The following is a 16430-nucleotide window of genomic DNA, read 5'->3' on the forward strand; positions in this document are numbered from 1 at the left end:
TGCATCCATTGATTGCGATGGGCGGGCGTGAATCGTGATCTCTCCGTTCTCGCTCGCCGGCGATCTTGTTCGCGAGTTTCGACATCGCGGATGCCGACCTTCGCCCAAAGCGTCTTCATTGCCTCGAGCCGCGTTTTTCCGCGCGCGTTGAAAGTCACGGGGGCGTTACGCGTGATCCGTGATCACGCGATTCGTGATGAGAGAGCCTTCGCATTCGCTTTCGAAAACTGCCCCGAAGCAAAACTGGAGGAAATCTCCAGAATAATCACGCGCGTCTCAAGCAACGGTTCAAGAATGTCATGTGCGCGGCTGCTACGCATCGAAGGGAGGGGCTAGGTCGGGAGGATCATTTGGATGTCCATTACCTCTGTGTTTTCCCCGGTTACGGGGCAGCTCACCATTTTCGGCGACAGCGCGAATAACGGCCTTGTGATAAGTCGCGACAAGTCCGGCCGCATCCTGGTCAATAACGGGCACGTGAAAACGGTTGGTGGCGAACCCACCGTCGACAACACCACTGCGATCGACATCTTCGGTCAAGGCGGTGACGACACGATCACCGTCGACGAATGCCACGGCCCGATGCCGGCGGTGCACATCTTCGGCGGCGACGGCAATGACAGGATCACGGGCGGCTCGGGAGCCGATCTCCTGTTTGGTCAGGCCGGCAACGATTTGATCAAGGGAGGCGGCGGCAACGATCTGCTGTTCGGCGGAGCGGGTAACGACGTCCTGGACGGCTGTAGCGGCGACAATCAGCTGTTCGGCGAGGCCGGCGACGATGTCATGGTCTGGAATCCGGGCGGCGGCACCAACCTGTTCGAGGGTGGTGAGGGCAACGATACGGCTCAGGTCAACGGAAGCAACGCCGCCGAGACGTTCACGATCACGGCGAACGGCACCCGTGTGCGGCTCGACGGGACGGGCGCGGTGCCGTTCTCGCTCGACATCGGCACGACGGAAAATCTCGTCCTGCACGGTGGGGCGGCGACGATGTCATCACCGCGGGCAACGGGCTCGGCAGCCTGATCTCGCTGAGGCTCGATGGCGGCGCCGGCAACGACAGGATTACCGGCGGCGATGGCAACGACCTCATCATCGGCGGCAGCGGGGACGACATCGTCAATGGCGGACGCGGCAACGACGTCGCCCAGCTCGGGAGTGGCGACGACACTTTCATCTGGAATCCCGGTGACGGCAGCGACACGGTCGAAGGCGGATCGGGCAGCGACAAGCTGCTTTTCAATGGCGCCAACATCAACGAGACCATCGACATCTCGGCCAATGGCGGCCGGGTGCGCTTCACCCGCGATGTCGCCAACATCACGATGGATCTCAACAGCGTCGAGCAGATCGAATTCGATGCGCGTGGCGGCGCCGACAACATCACTGTCGGCGATCTCACCGGGACCGGCGTCAAGCAGGTGCTGGTTGATCTCGGAGCCGTTCCGGGAGGGACGCAAGGCGACGGCGCAGCTGACACGGTGACCGTCAACGGCAGCAACGGCAATCAGCACATCGAGGTCACAGCCACGGGCACAACGGTCACGGTCACGGGGCTGCCGGAGCTCGTGACGATCGCAAATGCAGAGGCCGGCAACGACCGGCTGGTCGTTCAGGCGCTCGGCGGCAACGACGTCATCGATGCATCCACGCTCGGCGCGGCGATCGGGCTGACCATCGACGGCGGCGCGGCCAACGACACCATCACCGGCAGCCAGGGAGCCGACACCCTGATCGGCGGCGACGGCAACGACAAGGTCATCGGCGGCCGCGGCAATGACGTCGCGCTTCTTGGCGCAGGCGACGACATCTTCACGTGGAATCCCGGTGACGGCAGCGACGTCGTCGAAGGCGGCGCGGGAACCGATACGCTGGTGTTCAACGGCGCCAACGTGGCCGAGAACATGTCGGTCTCGGCGAACGGAAGCCGTGCGCTACTTACCCGTGACGTCGGTGCTATCGTCATGGACCTCGCTGGCGTCGAGCACGTGCAGATCGCGGCAGCAGGCGGCGCCGACAACATCACCGTCAACGATCTGAGCGGGACAGGAATCACGCAGGTTGCCATCGACCTCAGCGCCGGCCCCGGCAGCCAGAGCGGCGATGGCGCGGCGGACCTCGTGACCGTGAACGGCACGAATGGTGACGACAACATATCGGTCGTGACCGCCGGCGGATCGATCGTGGTCAACGGCCTCGCTGCGCAGGTGACGATTGCACACGCGGACGCCGGTGATGTGCTCGGCATCAACGGCGGACAAGGCAATGACGTTATCGATGCGTCTTCCATCAAGGCGGGACAGTCGTTCAGCCTCAATATCAACGGCGGCGACGGCAACGACACCATCACAGGCAGTGCCGGCAATGACATCGTGAACGGCGGACGCGGCAACGATTTCGCCAATCTCGGTGCGGGCGACGACACCTTCGTCTGGAATCCCGGCGACGGCAGCGACACCGTCGAAGGCGGCAAGGGCACCGACACGCTGGCATTCAACGGCGCCAATATCAACGAGACCATCAACATCTCGGCCAATGGCGGCCGGGTGCTGTTCACGCGGGATGTTGCCGCCATTGCGATGGACCTGAACGGGGTCGAACATGTCGACTTCAATGCCCTCGGCGGTGCCGACAACATTGCGGTCGGTGACCTCTCCGGCACCGGCGTCAGCCAGGTCGACCTCGATCTCGGCGCCAATGACGGCGCCGCGGATACCGTGACCATCAACGCAACCGGCGGCAACGACGTCATCACGGTGACCGAGCACGACGGCATCATCACGGTGTCGGGGCTTGGCCAGGACATCAACATCACCGATGCCGGCGCGGGCGACAGGATCGTTATCAACGGTCTCGATGGCGACGACGTCATCACGGCTTCCGGCTTGCACAGCGGCATCCAGCTCGTTGCCAATGGCGGCAACGGCGACGATGTGCTGATCGGCAGCCCGGGCAACGACTCGCTGGCGGGTGGTGCCGGTGATGACGTGCTGATCGGCGGCGGCGGCCTCGACATCCTGGACGGCGGCACCGGCAACAACGTCGTCATCCAGGGCGGAGCGTTTGCGGCCGCGATGCTGCTCAACCAGGCCATGGCGGCCAGCTTCGTCCCGGCAGGTGAGGGGAACGGCGAGATGCCGCTGCCCGATCCGCACGCGACGCAGAGCCAGGTGCTCGCACCGCCCCAGCACGCCTGAAGCCGGCGGCATCGGCCCGGAGAACGCTCATGATGACCAACGCGGTCTCCTCCGATACGGGGCTCGATGCGTTGCTGACGCTGCTGCATCTGCAAGGTGTTGCGGCCGATCGCGCGCAGCTCAGGCACCGGCTGGGCGCGGCAAGCTTCGGCGCAGCGGATATCGTCCGCAGCGCCAGGTCTCTCGGACTTAAAGCCAGAACCTATCGCACACAGTGGAGCCGTCTGTCGGACACTCCGCTGCCTGCGATCGCAATGCTGCGGGACGGCGGCTTCATGGTCATCGCAAAGGCCTCCGCCGACAAGGTGCTGGTGCAGTCTCCGGAGGCGCAGCGCCCGGTGCTGATGGATCGCGACGAGCTGTGCGCGATCTGGGACGGCGGCTTGATCCTGATGGTCCGGCGCGCCGGGCTGTCAGACCTCGGACGGCATTTCGATATCACCTGGTTCATCGGCGCGATCGGCAAATACCGGCGGCTGCTGGGCGAGGTGCTGGCGGCTTCGTTCTTCCTCCAGCTTTTTGCGCTGGTCTCGCCGCTGTTCTTCCAGGTCGTGATTGACAAGGTGCTGGTACACCGCTCGCTGTCTACGCTCGACGTTCTCGTCATCGGCCTCGTCGTCGTCTCCCTGTTCGACACCGTGCTCGGGATCCTGCGCAATTACCTGTTTGCGCACACGACCAACCGCATCGACGTGGAGCTCGGGGCACGTCTGTTTCACCATCTGCTGGCGCTGCCGATGGCCTGGTTTCAGGCCAGGCGCGTCGGCGATTCCGTGGCGCGGGTCCGTGAGCTCGAGAACATCCGCAATTTCATCACCAGCTCGTCGTTGACGCTTCTCATCGACATGGTCTTCACCTCGGTGTTCCTCGCGGTGATGTTCGCCTATTCGGCGCAGATGAGCTTCATCGTGCTGGCGTCGTTCCCGTTTTACATCGCGATCTCGGCCGTGGCGACGCCGCTGTTTCGCCGCAGGCTGGACGAGAAATTCCGCCGCGGCGCCGAGAACCAGGCTTTCCTGGTCGAGAGCGTCAGTGGTATCGAAACGCTGAAGGCGATGGCGGTCGAGCCGCAGATGCAGCGTCGCTGGGAAGAGCAGCTCGCCGGTTATGTCTCGGCGAGCTTCGGTGTCACCAGCCTCGGCAACACGGCAAGCCAGCTCGTGCAGCTCGTCAGCAAAGTCGTCACTGCCGGCATTCTCTATGTCGGCGCCAGGCTGGTGATCGGTGACGCACTGACCGTCGGCGAGCTCGTGGCCTTCAACATCTTCGCGGGGCGGGTGTCGGCCCCGGTGCTGCGGCTCGCGCAAGTCTGGCAGGATTTTCATCAGGCGCGGCTGTCGATCGCGCGGCTCGGCGACATCCTCAACAGCGCGGCGGAGCCGGCTTACTCCGCCGCCCGCGCGGGGCTGCCGCCGATCCGGGGCAACGTCCGCTTCGAGCACGTCTCTTTCCGTTACCGGCTCGATGGGCCCGAGATCCTGCACGATGTCTCATTCGATATTCCAGCCGGACAAACCGTCGGCATCGTCGGATCGTCCGGTTCGGGCAAAAGCACTTTCGCCAAGCTGGTGCAGCGGCTCTACGTTCCGCAAGGCGGCCGCGTGCTCGTCGACGGAATGGATCTGATGACGACCGACCCGGCCGGGCTCCGTCGGCAGATCGGAATCGTGCTCCAGGACAACATGCTGTTCAACCGGTCGGTGCGAGACAACATCGCGCTGGCCGATCCGAGCCTGCCGATGGACCGCATTATCGACGCGGCGAAGCTGGCGGGCGCGCATGATTTCATTCTGGAGCTCCCCGAGGGCTACGATACGGTGGTCGGAGAGCGCGGCTCAACGCTCTCGGGCGGGCAGCGCCAGCGCATCGCGATCGCCCGCGCGCTGGTGGGCAATCCCCGGATCCTGATCTTCGACGAAGCCACCAGCGCGCTCGACTATGAAAGCGAGCGGATCATCCATGACAACATGAAGGAGATCGCGAAAGGCCGCACCGTCCTGATCATCGCGCACCGTCTCTCAACCGTCCGCGGCGCCGATCGCATCTTCACCCTGGAACGCGGCCGTCTGGTCGAGGACGGCACGCATGATGCGCTGATCAAGACCGGCGGCCGCTACGCCGCCCTGCATCGTCTCCAGGGAGGCATTTATGAGGTCGGCTAGCACTGTGCCGGCCACCCGGCCGGAGCAGACCGTGATCCCGTTCCGGGATGGAAAGGGCCGGCGCGCCGAGGAAGTCGCCTTCCTGCCGGCGGCGCTGGAAATCACGGAGACACCGCCATCGCCGATCGGCCGCGCCATCGCCATGGTCCTGATGCTGCTTGTCTGCGCGGCGATGGCCTGGTCGGCCTGGGGCACGATCGACATCGTGGCCTCCGCAACCGGTAAGGTCGTGTCGAGCGGGCGAAGCAAGGTGGTCCAGCCGTTCGAGACCGGCGTGGTGCGCGCCATTCACGTGCAGGACGGCCAATCGGTCAAATCGGGCGACCTGCTGATCGAGCTCGATCCGACCGTGAACGCCGCGGAGCGCGATCGTCTGCACGACGATCTCATGGCCGAGCGGCTCAACGTCGCGCGCCTCCGCGCCGCATTGGCAGGCGGCGAAGAGGTGTCCGCCGATCTCGTCGTACCAGAGGACGCCGATCCCATGCTGGTCGCGACGCAGCGACAGCTCCTCGCCAATCAGGTCAGCGAGAACAGGGCCAAGCTCGCGGCGCTGGCGCGTCAGGAAGCGCAGAAGGAGGCCGAACATCAGACGATTGCGGCGACGATTCACAAGCTTGATGCGTTGCTGCCGGTCACCCAGCAGCGTGTCGAGATTCGCAAGACGCTGATGGAGAAGGAGATCGGCTCGAAGCTGACCTACTATGAGACCCTCCAGCTCCAGATCGAGCAGCAGGAGGAGCTTCGCGTCCAGAGCAGCCGCTTGAAGGAGGCCGAGGCGGCCGTCGCCGCGATCCGGGAGACTCGCATCCAGGCCTTGGCCGAGTACAGGAAAAGTCTCTCCGACGAGCTTGCCAAGAGCGAACAGAAGGCCAATGGCGTCGCACGCGATCTGATCAAGGCGCAGCAGAGGACGAGGCTTCAGCAACTGACGTCGCCGGTCGACGGCGTCGTGCAGCAGCTCGCGGTCCACACTGTGGGCGGCGTGGTCACGCCCGCGCAGTCGCTGCTGGTGATCGTGCCGACCGATACGCGGCTCGAGATCGAGGCGATGATCTCCAACCGCGATATCGGATTTGTCGAGGCCGGGCAGGGCGCCGCCATCAAGATCGATACTTTCAATTTCACCCGCTACGGGCTTCTCGCAGGCCGGGTCGTGAGCGTCTCGCAGGACGCCATCATCCGCGACCGGCCGCAGGAGCGCGGGAGCGACCGTGCGCTCGCGACGCAACGCGACAGCAGCGAGCCCAGCGGGCAGGAGTTGAGTTACAGCGCCCGTATCTCGCTCGATCGCACCCAGATGCAGGTGGACGACCGCCTCGTCAACCTGTCCCCGGGAATGGCGGTGACCGTCGAAATCAGGACCGGTTCGCGCACCATCCTGAGCTACCTGCTATCGCCGCTGCAGCGTTACCGGCACGAGATCATGCGGGAGCGCTAGTTCCCACATGATGCTGACGAAGCTTCGCGAGACGCGCCGGCTCAGTCGGTGCGGCAAAGAACAGGTTATTGAACGGCTAATCACCAGGTAGCAAAATACCGGTACTGTGCATGGGGTTGTTTTTGCGATTTTGATGTCGGCCCGGTCGCGGAGGCGTCAGCCCGCCGCCTCGTCGAACTGCGTGCTCGCCTCGAGCCACTGCTCCTCGGCACGTGCCAGCGCGTCGGCCGCATTGGCGCGTGCTTTCGACAGTTGGGCGGCCTGCTTGGGGTCGCGGCTGAAGATGTCGGGCAGGGCGAGCGCGGTGTCGATCTTGCTGATGATCTCGCTGACGCGGGCGATCTCGGTTTCTGCTTCCGCGATGCGTTTCTTCAGCGAGCCGCGATTGTCCGATCTCGGACGCTGCGGCTTCTCGCTCGCCGCGCTGCGTTCGCGCGGCGCGGGCTCGCCATTGCGCGCGGACAGCACCAGGCGGCGATATTCGTCGAGGTCGCCGTCGTAATTGGTCACGGTGCGGTCGGCGACGATCCAGAGTTGATCGGCGCAGGACTCGATCAGATAGCGGTCGTGCGAGACCATGATGACCGCGCCGGGGAATTCGTTGATCGCTTCCGCAAGCGCTGCGCGGCTGTCGATGTCGAGATGGTTGGTCGGCTCGTCCAGGATGATCATGTTGGGGCCGAAGAAGGTCGCAAGTCCCAGCAGGAGCCGCGCCTTCTCGCCGCCCGACAATTTTCCAACCTTGGTGTCGGCCGCTTTGCCGGAAAAGCCGATGGCGCCGGCGCGGGCGCGTACTTTCGCTTCGGGCGCCTCGCCCATCAGCTTGCGGACGTGGTCGTAGGTCGAGGCATCCTCGTTCAATTCGTCGAGCTGGTGCTGCGCGAAATAGGCAATCGAGAGCTTGTCGGCGCGGGTCACTTTGCCCGAGAATGGAGCGAGGCGCCCGGCGAGCAGTTTCACCAACGTCGACTTGCCGTTGCCATTGGAGCCGAGCAGCGCGATGCGGTCGTCATTGTCGACGCGCAAGGTGACGCGGTTCAGCACGGGCGTGTTCGGATCGTAGCCGACCACGACGTTGTCGGCGGCGATGATCGGCGGCGACAGGATCTTCTCGGGCGCGGGAAAGCTGATCTCGCGCACGTCCTGGGTGACCAGCGCCGTGATCGGCTTCAGCCGTTCCAGCATTTTCACACGGGACTGCGCCTGGCGGGCTTTCGAGGCTTTGGCCTTGAAGCGGTCGACAAAGGCTTGCAGGCGCGCGCGTTCGGCTTCCTGGCGCTTGACCGCTTTGGCATCGAGCATCTCGCGCATGGCGCGTTGCTCTTCGAACGAGGAGTAGGTGCCTTTGTAAAGCGTGAGCTTGCCGCGCTCCAGATGCAGGATCTGGTCGACCGAGCTTTCAAGGAGATCACGGTCGTGGCTGATCACGATCACCGTGCGCGGATAATGCGCGAGGTGATCCTCGAGCCACAGCGTGCCCTCGAGGTCGAGATAGTTGGTGGGCTCGTCGAGCAGCAACAGGTCCGGCGCCGCAAACAGCGTTGCGGCAAGCGCGACGCGCATGCGCCAGCCGCCGGAGAATTCGGCGCAGGGACGGAGCTGGTCGGCGGCGGAGAAGCCGAGGCCGGACAGGATGGCGGCGGCACGGCTCGGTGCCGAATGCGCGTCGATGTCGACCAGCCGGGTCTGGATCTCGGCGATCCGGTGCGGATCGGTCGCGCTCTCGGCCTCGGTGAGCAGCGCGTCGCGTTCGAGGTCGGCCTTGAGCACGACCGAGATCAGGCTCTCGGGGCCGTTCGGCGCTTCCTGCGCGAGGCTGCCGACGCGCCAACGGGGCGGCAGGGTCACCGTGCCGTGCTCGGCCGCGAGCTCGCCGCGGATCACCTTGAACAGGGTCGATTTGCCGGTGCCGTTGCGACCGACCATGCCGACGCGCGATCCCGGCGTGATCTGCACGGAACTCTGGTCAATCAGAAGGCGTCCGGCGAGGCGGATGGAGAGGTCGGTGATGGAAAGCATGCGGCCTTGTCACCGCACCCGCGATCAAACGCAACCCGTTTTTCCGTGTCTGCAAGCCGGTGCGTGTCAACTCAGTGCGAATCGCGCTCGCGCTGCTTCAGCTCATTGAGGAGTTGCTCGAGGTGCGTCGGAAGCCTGGCTTCGGGCCGCAGGCTCTGCTGGAGCCGTTCGGCCACGGCATCGGAGATCGAGCGGCTGGTGCGCCGGTCGATTTGCTCGCTGTCATTGGCAAAAGGGCCAGCCATCGCAGGGTTCCGTGTTCTCAAAGAAGCAACACGGTACCAAGTCCTTGGCCCCCAAATGGTTTCGCCACTCGCGGCGATTGCGCGGCATTCTAGCAAAAATTGTGTGAAGCCGCGCAATGTCCCCCTCCGAATACAAAGCCCCGGCGCTGGGGGACGCCGGGGCTTCGCTTGGAAGGTACCTTGGGGGGCTCAGGTACCTTTGGAAAGGTGCTGTCGGGCTCAGTAGCAGCGGTTGATCATCCGCCAGCGGGGTCCCCAGGGGGTCGGGACCAGCCGGCGCACATAGCAGCCGCCATAGCCGTAGGAGACGGGGGCATAGAAGCGCGGGCCACCCCAGCCGTAACCGTGATGCCAGCCGCCGCCGCCGCCGTGCCAGCCCCAGCCGCCACCATGCCAGTGCGCAGAGGCGGAGGTCGGTGCCAGCGCGGCACCAAGCGCAACCGCGGCAACAGCGGCGAGCGAAAGTTTCCTCAACATGGTGATCTCCTCAAAACTGCCGACGCGGGGCTATCGCGTCGATGGAAAGGCCGCCGAAACGGTCCGCCTCGGGAGGAGGCTTTGGTTTCGATGGACCTGAGGTTATCCGAGCGAGGCTGAACCAAACCCTGACGAGGCCTTCAGATTGGGTTCATTTAGGTGAAATCGTCGTAATCCATGTTGGCATTCTGACTCCTGGCCTGCGGCCAAGCGCCCGCGAGGCGGTTTTGGCGGTCGCTTGCCGTATGGCGAAGGCGCCGATATAAGCCCGGCAACTCCGAACCACCGTTTTCTCTTCAAGGACAAGATCATGGCCATCGAACGCACCTTCTCGATCATCAAGCCCGACGCCACAGCGCGTAACCTCACCGGTGCGGTTAACGCCGTGATCGAGAAGGCGGGCCTGCGCATCGTCGCGCAGAAGCGCATCCGCATGACCAAGGAACAGGCCGAGACCTTCTATGCGGTCCACAAGGCGCGCCCCTTCTTCGGTGAGCTCGTGGACTTCATGACGTCGGGCCCCGTGGTGGTCCAGGTGCTGGAAGGCGAGGGTGCCGTCTCCAAGTATCGCGACGTGATGGGGGCGACCGATCCGTCCAAGGCGGCTGACGGCACCATCCGCAAGCTCTACGCCAAGTCGATCGGTGAGAACTCCGCGCACGGTTCGGATGCGCCGGAGACCGCCGCGATCGAGATCGCGCAGTTCTTCTCGGGCAACGAGATCGTCGGCTGATCCGTCAGCCGATCAGGTAACGAGACGCGGCGAAAGGACGTAGTGTGAACTGGCTCTGGCAGATCTTCGATCCCGCTACGATCGGGGCATTCTTCACCCAGTTCCGCGTTGAGATGGCCGAACCGACCTTCTGGGTCGCGGTCGGCAAGATCATCTGGATCAACATCCTCTTGTCCGGCGACAATGCGCTGGTGATCGCGCTCGCCTGCCGCGGCCTCAAGCCGCGGCATCGGCTGTGGGGCATGATCCTGGGTGCCGGCGCCGCGGTGCTGCTGCGGATCATCTTCACGGGCATCGTCGCGAGCCTGATGGAGCTGCCGTACCTCAAGCTGGTCGGCGGTCTTGCGCTGATCGTGATTGCGGCAAAGCTGCTGGTGCCGGAACAGGAGGACGAGGACGGCGTCGAGTCGGCTTCGCATCTGTGGCAGGCCGTGCAGATCGTCGTCGTCGCCGACATCGTCATGAGCCTGGACAACGTCATTGCGGTGGCCGCGGCCGCCAATGGCAGCGCGCCCTTGCTGGTGCTCGGTCTTGCCATCAGCGTGCCCTTGATCGTCGCCGGTGCGGCGCTGATCATGGCGCTGCTCGCAAAGGTGCCGGTTCTGGTGTGGGCCGGCGCGGCGCTGCTCGGCTGGATTGCGGGCGAGGTGATCGCTACCGATCCCGGCATCGCGCCGAGGCTGCACACGCTGTTCGACGGTCCGTTCGGCGCCTCGCTCGACAACGTGCTCAGCGCCTTGCGCATCCCGCCGCAATTCGCCCATGGCGGCGGAGGCGGCGAATATCTGTGCGCAGCTCTCGGCGTCGTCGTCGTGCTGGCCGTCGGCTCCATCTGGCGTCGGCGCAGCATGAGCGCGGCCGCGCTGGAGTCCTCCGAGCGCCACGCCAAGGCCTCGGCGGAATAGGCTTATCTTTCGAGCATAATCTTTTCGGAAAAGCGCTTCAGGCTTTTCCGGATCATGCGCTAGCGCCGCACGATCGAGCCGGCGCGGTTGATCAGGCGGGCGAGCGCGCGGAAGCGGCTGCCGACGCGATCCGCGACGAGATCGCCGAGGCGGTGCTCGAACACCAGCAACAGCTTGCGGCCCACGCTGCGGAAATGCGTCGCGGGCAAGACGCCCGGACGCGCCGCCGAGATCAGATGCGCAACGCGGAAGGCCGCGCCGAGTAGGCGGGCGCGTTCGAGTTGCGCCGGCGTCAGCAGCTCCTGCATGGCGACCGGCGGCTGGTTCTCCTCGCTGAGCCCCGCATAGCGATAGAACACGGACAGGCCGACGAAGGCGCGCTCGGTGTGGGTGATCGCGCCGAAATTGCCGTTGACGACGAGGCTCAGCGTCTGCTCGCCGCGATGGTCGGGATGCACCCGCCAGCCGATGTCGGACAACAGGCACGCGGCGTGGCGCAGACGGCGGTCCTCCTCGGTCTCGCGCAGCTTCACCACGCGCGCGAGGCGGTCGGTCCAGGCGATCAACTCGCGCGCGTGCTTTGCCGAACGAGACAGCAGCTGGTTCAGCTCCTCGGCCGCGCAGATCAGTCCGTCCTTGTTGCGTTCGGACTCCGGCAGCTTCTCGTGCAGCAGGCCCTCGCGCACGCCGAAGGTCGAGAACACGATGGTCTTCGGCTTCGCCACCCGGATGATGTGCTCGAGCACCAGTGCCGCATAGGTGAGGAGCGGGCGCCGGGCGTCGGCGACGATCTCGATGTCTGCAAGCATGCCGGCGGCCGCAAGCCGGCGGAGACGTCGGGAAAAATCGAGCGCCTCGGCAGCCGAAATCGAATAGCCGTGCATCACCTGGAGCGGGTAGCCGCTCTGGATGATGTGGATGCGCGCCAGCGCGCGCCAGGTACCGCCGACCGCGTAGAAGCTGCGGCCAGTACCTGCCTTGAGCTGCGGCACCCCGTCGAGCGCTTCGCGCACGATGCGGTCGGCGCGTTTCAGGGATTTATGCGCGAGGTCCTGCAGCGCGAGGCCGCCGAGTGGCAGCGTCACGCCGCTGCGCACGGTGTTTTTGCGCACGTCGATCAGTTCGAGCGAGCCGCCGCCGAGGTCGCCGACGATGCCGTCGGGATGATGGATGCCGGAGATCACCCCAAGCGCCGACAGCCGCGCCTCGCGCGGGCCCGACAGGATCTCGATCTTCACCGCGCAGATTCGCTCGGCTTTCGCGATGAAGTCGGGGCCGTTGGAGGCGTCGCGGCAGGCGGCGGTCGCAATCGCAAACACCCGTCCGACCTGCATCACCCGGCACAGCGCACGGAAGCGCTTGAGCGAGGTCAGCGCCTTGTCGACGGCGTCGGGCGCAAGCAGGCCCGTGCTCTGCACCTCGCGCCCAAGCCCGCACAGCGTCTTCTCGTTGAAGATGGGAATGAGGCTCCGCGTCAGTCCCTCGTAGACGACGAGACGGACCGAGTTGGAGCCGATGTCGATGACCGCGACGCTCGAGCCGCGCTTGCGCGGCCGCTTCACGTCGACGATCCCGGATCAGGATTGATGACGTTCATTACGGCGCGTGAGGCGGCGCGGCGAGGATTCCTTGAGCGACTTACCACGGCCAGACAGACTCGGATTGGTCATGAAGTAGTTGTGGACGTTGAAAGGCTCCTCGCCCTTCGCGGTCTTCATACGCGTTGAGGACCCGTCCGGCAACAATTGCCAGCTCTGCTCATTGTCCTTGAGATTGGCGACCATGATCTGTTCGAGAACCTGCTGATGCACCGTGGGATTTTGCAGCGGACACAGCACCTCGACGCGGCGGTCGAGATTGCGCGGCATCATGTCGGCCGAGGAGATATACACAGCCGCTTTCGCGCTCGGCAGGCCCTGGCCCATGCCGAAGCAGTAAATTCGGCCGTGTTCGAGGAATCGTCCGATGATCGACTTGACGCGGATGTTCTCCGACAGGCCGGGAATGCCGGGCCGCAGGCAGCAGATACCGCGCACCACAAGCTCGACCTGCACGCCGGCCTGTGAGGCCTCGTAGAGCGCGTCGATAATGTCGGGGTCGACCAGCGCGTTCATCTTCATCCAGACCGCACCGGGCCGGCCGTGGCGCGCATGCGCGGTCTCGCCCTGGATGTGCTCGATGATGCGCTTGCGCAAGGTCAGCGGCGAGACGGCCATCTTTTCAAGATCGCTCGGCGCGGCATAGCCGGTGATGAAGTTGAACACGCGGGCGGCATCGCGGCCGATGGTCGGGTCCGAGGTGAAGTAGGAGAGGTCGGTGTAGATGCGCGCGGTCACCGGATGATAATTGCCGGTGCCGGTGTGGACGTAAGTCGTGAGGCTGCCGCCTTCACGGCGCACCACCATCGACAATTTCGCGTGGGTCTTCAGTTCGAGGAAGCCGTAGACGACCTGCACGCCGGCGCGTTCGAGGTCGCGCGCCCAGCGGATGTTGGCCTCCTCGTCGAAGCGGGCCTTCAGCTCGATCAGCGCGGTGACGGATTTGCCGGCTTCTGCAGCTTCCACGAGCGCGCGCACGATCGGCGAGTTGCTCGAGGTGCGGTAGAGCGTCTGCTTGATGGCGACGACGTCGGGGTCGCGCGTCGCCTGCTGGAGAAACTGCACCACGACGTCGAAGGATTCATAGGGGTGATGGACGACGAGATCCTTCTGCCGGATCGCAGCGAAGATGTCGCCGCCTTGCTCGCGCACGCGCTCGGGATGGCGGGGCACGTAAGGGGTGAATTCGAGGTCAGGCCGGTCGAGGCGGGTGAGCTGCGAGAGCTCGTTCATAGCGAGCACGCCATCGACCAGGAACACCTCGTCGTCGGCGGTCGACAGCGCGTGCTGTACGAAGCTGCGCAGCTGCTCCGGCATCTTGGCATCGATCTCGAGCCGGATCACCGAGCCGCGGCGGCGGCGCTTCAGCGCGGTCTCGAACAAGCGGACGAGATCCTCGGCCTCTTCCTCGATTTCGAGTTCGGAGTCGCGGATGACGCGGAAGGCGCCCTGGCCGTGAAGATTGTAGCCAGGGAACAGGCGGTTGATGAACAGTGCGGTGGCCTGCTCCAGCGAGATCAGCCGGACTATCTTGCCCTCGGCCGGCAGGCGGATGAAGCGGTCGATCTTGCCGGGCATGCGGATCAGCGCGTTCATCTGCTTGCCGTCGGCGGCGCGCGTGAGCTGGAGCGCGATGGTGAAGCCGAGGCTCGGAATGAACGGGAAGGGGTGGGCCGGGTCGATCGCGAGCGGTGTCAGCAGCGGGAACACGTTGCTGAGGAAGTAGTCCTCGACCCAGGTTCGTTCCGCTTTGGTGACTTCCTTGCCCTCGACCAGCACGATGCCCTCGTCGGCGAGCGTGCCGCGCAGGTCGCGCCAGATTGCCTGCTGGTCGGAGGCAAGCTGCGAGACGGTCCGGTTGATCAGTGCGAGCTGCTCGGACGGGGTCAGACCGTCGGGGCTGCGCTCGGCGATGCCTTCGCGCACCTGGGCCTTGATGCCGGCAACGCGGACCATGAAGAACTCGTCGAGGTTATTCGCTGAAATCGACAGGAATCGCACCCGCTCCAGCATAGGGTGGCTGGGATTGACCGATTCCTCCAGGACGCGGCGGTTGAAGTGCAGCCAGGAGAGCTCGCGATTGATGAACCGCTCGGGGCTCGATGCGATCGCCGGCGGGCCTTCGGCTTCCGGGGCTTTCTCTTTAACTTCAACAGCTTGCGCAGAATCCATCAGAAGTCGATCCATCCAGTTCGCCCCAATTTGCGACTTACGCGCAAAACCCGCGGGAGCATGTGTTAGAGCGATGACGTTTCGATGACATTGATGTTCCGCGGCCCGGCCGCGTCAAGCCGCCTTGGTCAGACATCCCGGAGCAGCTCGGCCGCCAGGGCCCGGGTGACGGGGCGGCCGAGGCGCAGGGCCTCGCTGTCCAGCAGGTCCACAGCCCGTCGGGCGGCGGCCGAGGACCGCTCCAGGCGAGTGGCGAGGTAGCTGACCACGCTCTCGTCCATGGCGAGCTGGCGGTCGGCGCAGAATTTGACGATCAGGCCGCGGAAGAGCTGGTCGTCAGGCGGCAGCAGCGAGATAACGGGGACAGCGCGGAGCCGCGAGCGCAGGTCGGCGAGCTCGATCTCGAGAGAGGCGGGCGCCTCGCGTCCGGTGAAGAGGACGTAGGCGCCGTCCTCGCGGGCCAGATTCATCAGATGGAACAGGGCGCGCTCATCGAATTCCCTCGCCTTGGGATCCTCGACCACCAGCGCGCCGGTGGCGAGCGCAGCCGGGACGGCTTCGGCGGTCAGCCCATTGGCCGTGGTCGAGCGGGCGCCTGAGGCCTCGGCCCAGATCGCGGCGAGATGGCTCTTGCCGCTTCCTTCCGGGCCGGCCAGCCACATGATCCGGTTCGGCCATTCCGGCCAGGCGTCGATGAGGGCAAGACCGGCGGCGTTGACGGGGCCTTCGAGGAAATTGTCCCGGCTCAGGCTCTCCGCATGCGGAAGCGAAAACGCCAATTGTCGGGGATGAACGCGGCCTGGCACGCTTGCTTTGCTCCGTGCCGGCATATGCCGGCTTGGTTTGAAGAGATGCGACTTAATCGAACGGGAGTTGGCCTTTGCGGGGCCGCTTCCCAACTCATTTGGCCTCGATCGTGCTGCTACTTGGCCTCGATCGTGCTCATGTGCCGCAACCACTCGACGAGATAGAGCGACACGGAGGAGAGCGTGAAGATCGTGACGAGGCCCATCAGGATTATATCATAAGGACCGGCTTTGAAGCCGAAGGCGAGGGCGGCCAGCACCAGCGCTGCGAACGCCACCTGGGCCACAGTGTTGAGCTTGGATACCTTCGAGGGCTTCATCTCCACAGGGCGGTCGAACAGCCACGATATGATCACGGCGGCGACGATCATGATGTCGCGCGAGACCACCAGGATGACGATCCAGCGCGGAATCGCGCCCCAGATGCCCAAGGCCATGTAGATCGAGACCAGCAGCGCCTTGTCGGCGAGCGGGTCGAGCAAGGCGCCGAGCTCGCTCGTCATGTTGAAGCGCTTGGCAAGGAAGCCGTCGACCGCGTCGCTGATACCGGCGATCAGGAAGACGGCGAACGCCACCTCCATTTGGCTCGACACGATGGCCCAGACGATGATCGGGACCAGCATGATGCGGCCCAAAGTAATGATGTTCGGTATACTCACACGGCGCTTCCCG

At 64.9% G+C, this 16430-nt stretch carries 11 protein-coding genes and 1 pseudogene; 5 read left to right on the top strand and 7 right to left on the bottom strand.

Annotated features, from left to right (window positions below):
• The first annotated feature begins 354 nt into the window (after positions 1–354).
• The 3 genes and pseudogenes from AC0L3A_RS01920 (at position 355) to AC0L3A_RS01930 (ending at position 6803) form a co-directional block, all read left to right on the top strand.
• A pseudogene (locus AC0L3A_RS01920) lies at positions 355–3200 on the top strand (beta strand repeat-containing protein).
• Positions 3201–3229: 29 nt separating this feature from the next.
• Complete coding sequence (locus AC0L3A_RS01925; RefSeq protein ID WP_473253508.1) at positions 3230–5362, top strand: type I secretion system permease/ATPase; 2133 nt, start codon at positions 3230–3232, stop codon at positions 5360–5362.
• Positions 5349–6803: an HlyD family type I secretion periplasmic adaptor subunit gene (locus tag AC0L3A_RS01930; RefSeq protein ID WP_473253509.1), complete on the top strand. Its 1455-nt coding sequence runs from the start codon at positions 5349–5351 to the stop codon at positions 6801–6803. Before AC0L3A_RS01925 ends, AC0L3A_RS01930 begins: the two co-directional genes overlap by 14 nt.
• A gap of 156 nt (positions 6804–6959) precedes the next feature.
• On the opposite strand, the gene AC0L3A_RS01935 is transcribed toward AC0L3A_RS01930, so the two are convergent.
• From AC0L3A_RS01935 to AC0L3A_RS01945, 3 genes are all read right to left on the bottom strand, one after another.
• Complete coding sequence (locus AC0L3A_RS01935) at positions 6960–8822, bottom strand: ABC-F family ATP-binding cassette domain-containing protein (RefSeq protein ID WP_473253510.1); 1863 nt, start codon at positions 8820–8822, stop codon at positions 6960–6962.
• Between the two features lie 71 nt (positions 8823–8893).
• Complete coding sequence (locus AC0L3A_RS01940) at positions 8894–9067, bottom strand: hypothetical protein (RefSeq protein ID WP_007591955.1); 174 nt, start codon at positions 9065–9067, stop codon at positions 8894–8896.
• Positions 9068–9286: 219 nt separating this feature from the next.
• Entirely contained in the window at positions 9287–9544 is a 258-nt protein-coding gene (locus AC0L3A_RS01945) for a sulfur globule protein precursor (RefSeq protein ID WP_219683178.1), read from the bottom strand.
• Positions 9545–9854: 310 nt separating this feature from the next.
• On the opposite strand from AC0L3A_RS01945, the gene ndk reads away from it, so the two are divergent.
• Together ndk and AC0L3A_RS01955 are read left to right on the top strand one after the other, a co-directional pair.
• Complete coding sequence (gene ndk, locus AC0L3A_RS01950) at positions 9855–10277, top strand: nucleoside-diphosphate kinase (RefSeq protein ID WP_007591953.1); 423 nt, start codon at positions 9855–9857, stop codon at positions 10275–10277.
• A 44-nt stretch (positions 10278–10321) separates the two neighbouring features.
• Positions 10322–11182, top strand: a complete 861-nt coding sequence (locus AC0L3A_RS01955) for a TerC family protein (RefSeq protein ID WP_473253511.1) — start codon at positions 10322–10324, stop codon at positions 11180–11182.
• Between the two features lie 59 nt (positions 11183–11241).
• Here AC0L3A_RS01955 and ppx read toward each other — a convergent pair whose 3' ends face one another.
• From ppx to AC0L3A_RS01975, 4 genes are all read right to left on the bottom strand, one after another.
• Positions 11242–12744, bottom strand: coding sequence for an exopolyphosphatase (gene ppx / locus AC0L3A_RS01960; RefSeq protein ID WP_473253512.1), 1503 nt, complete (start codon positions 12742–12744; stop codon positions 11242–11244).
• A gap of 15 nt (positions 12745–12759) precedes the next feature.
• Positions 12760–14952 carry an RNA degradosome polyphosphate kinase gene (locus AC0L3A_RS01965; RefSeq protein WP_007591948.1) on the bottom strand — a complete coding sequence of 731 codons (2193 nt, stop codon included), beginning with the start codon at positions 14950–14952 and terminating at the stop codon, positions 12760–12762.
• Positions 14953–15080: 128 nt separating this feature from the next.
• Entirely contained in the window at positions 15081–15758 is a 678-nt protein-coding gene (locus tag AC0L3A_RS01970; RefSeq protein ID WP_354163462.1) for a P-loop NTPase family protein, read from the bottom strand.
• A 116-nt stretch (positions 15759–15874) separates the two neighbouring features.
• Positions 15875–16417 (bottom strand): CDP-alcohol phosphatidyltransferase family protein, encoded by a 543-nt coding sequence (locus tag AC0L3A_RS01975; protein ID WP_027517558.1) that lies wholly within the window; start codon positions 16415–16417, stop codon positions 15875–15877.
• Between the last annotated feature and the right edge of the window lie 13 nt (positions 16418–16430).

The organism is Bradyrhizobium sp. MI1.3, assembly GCF_055811695.1.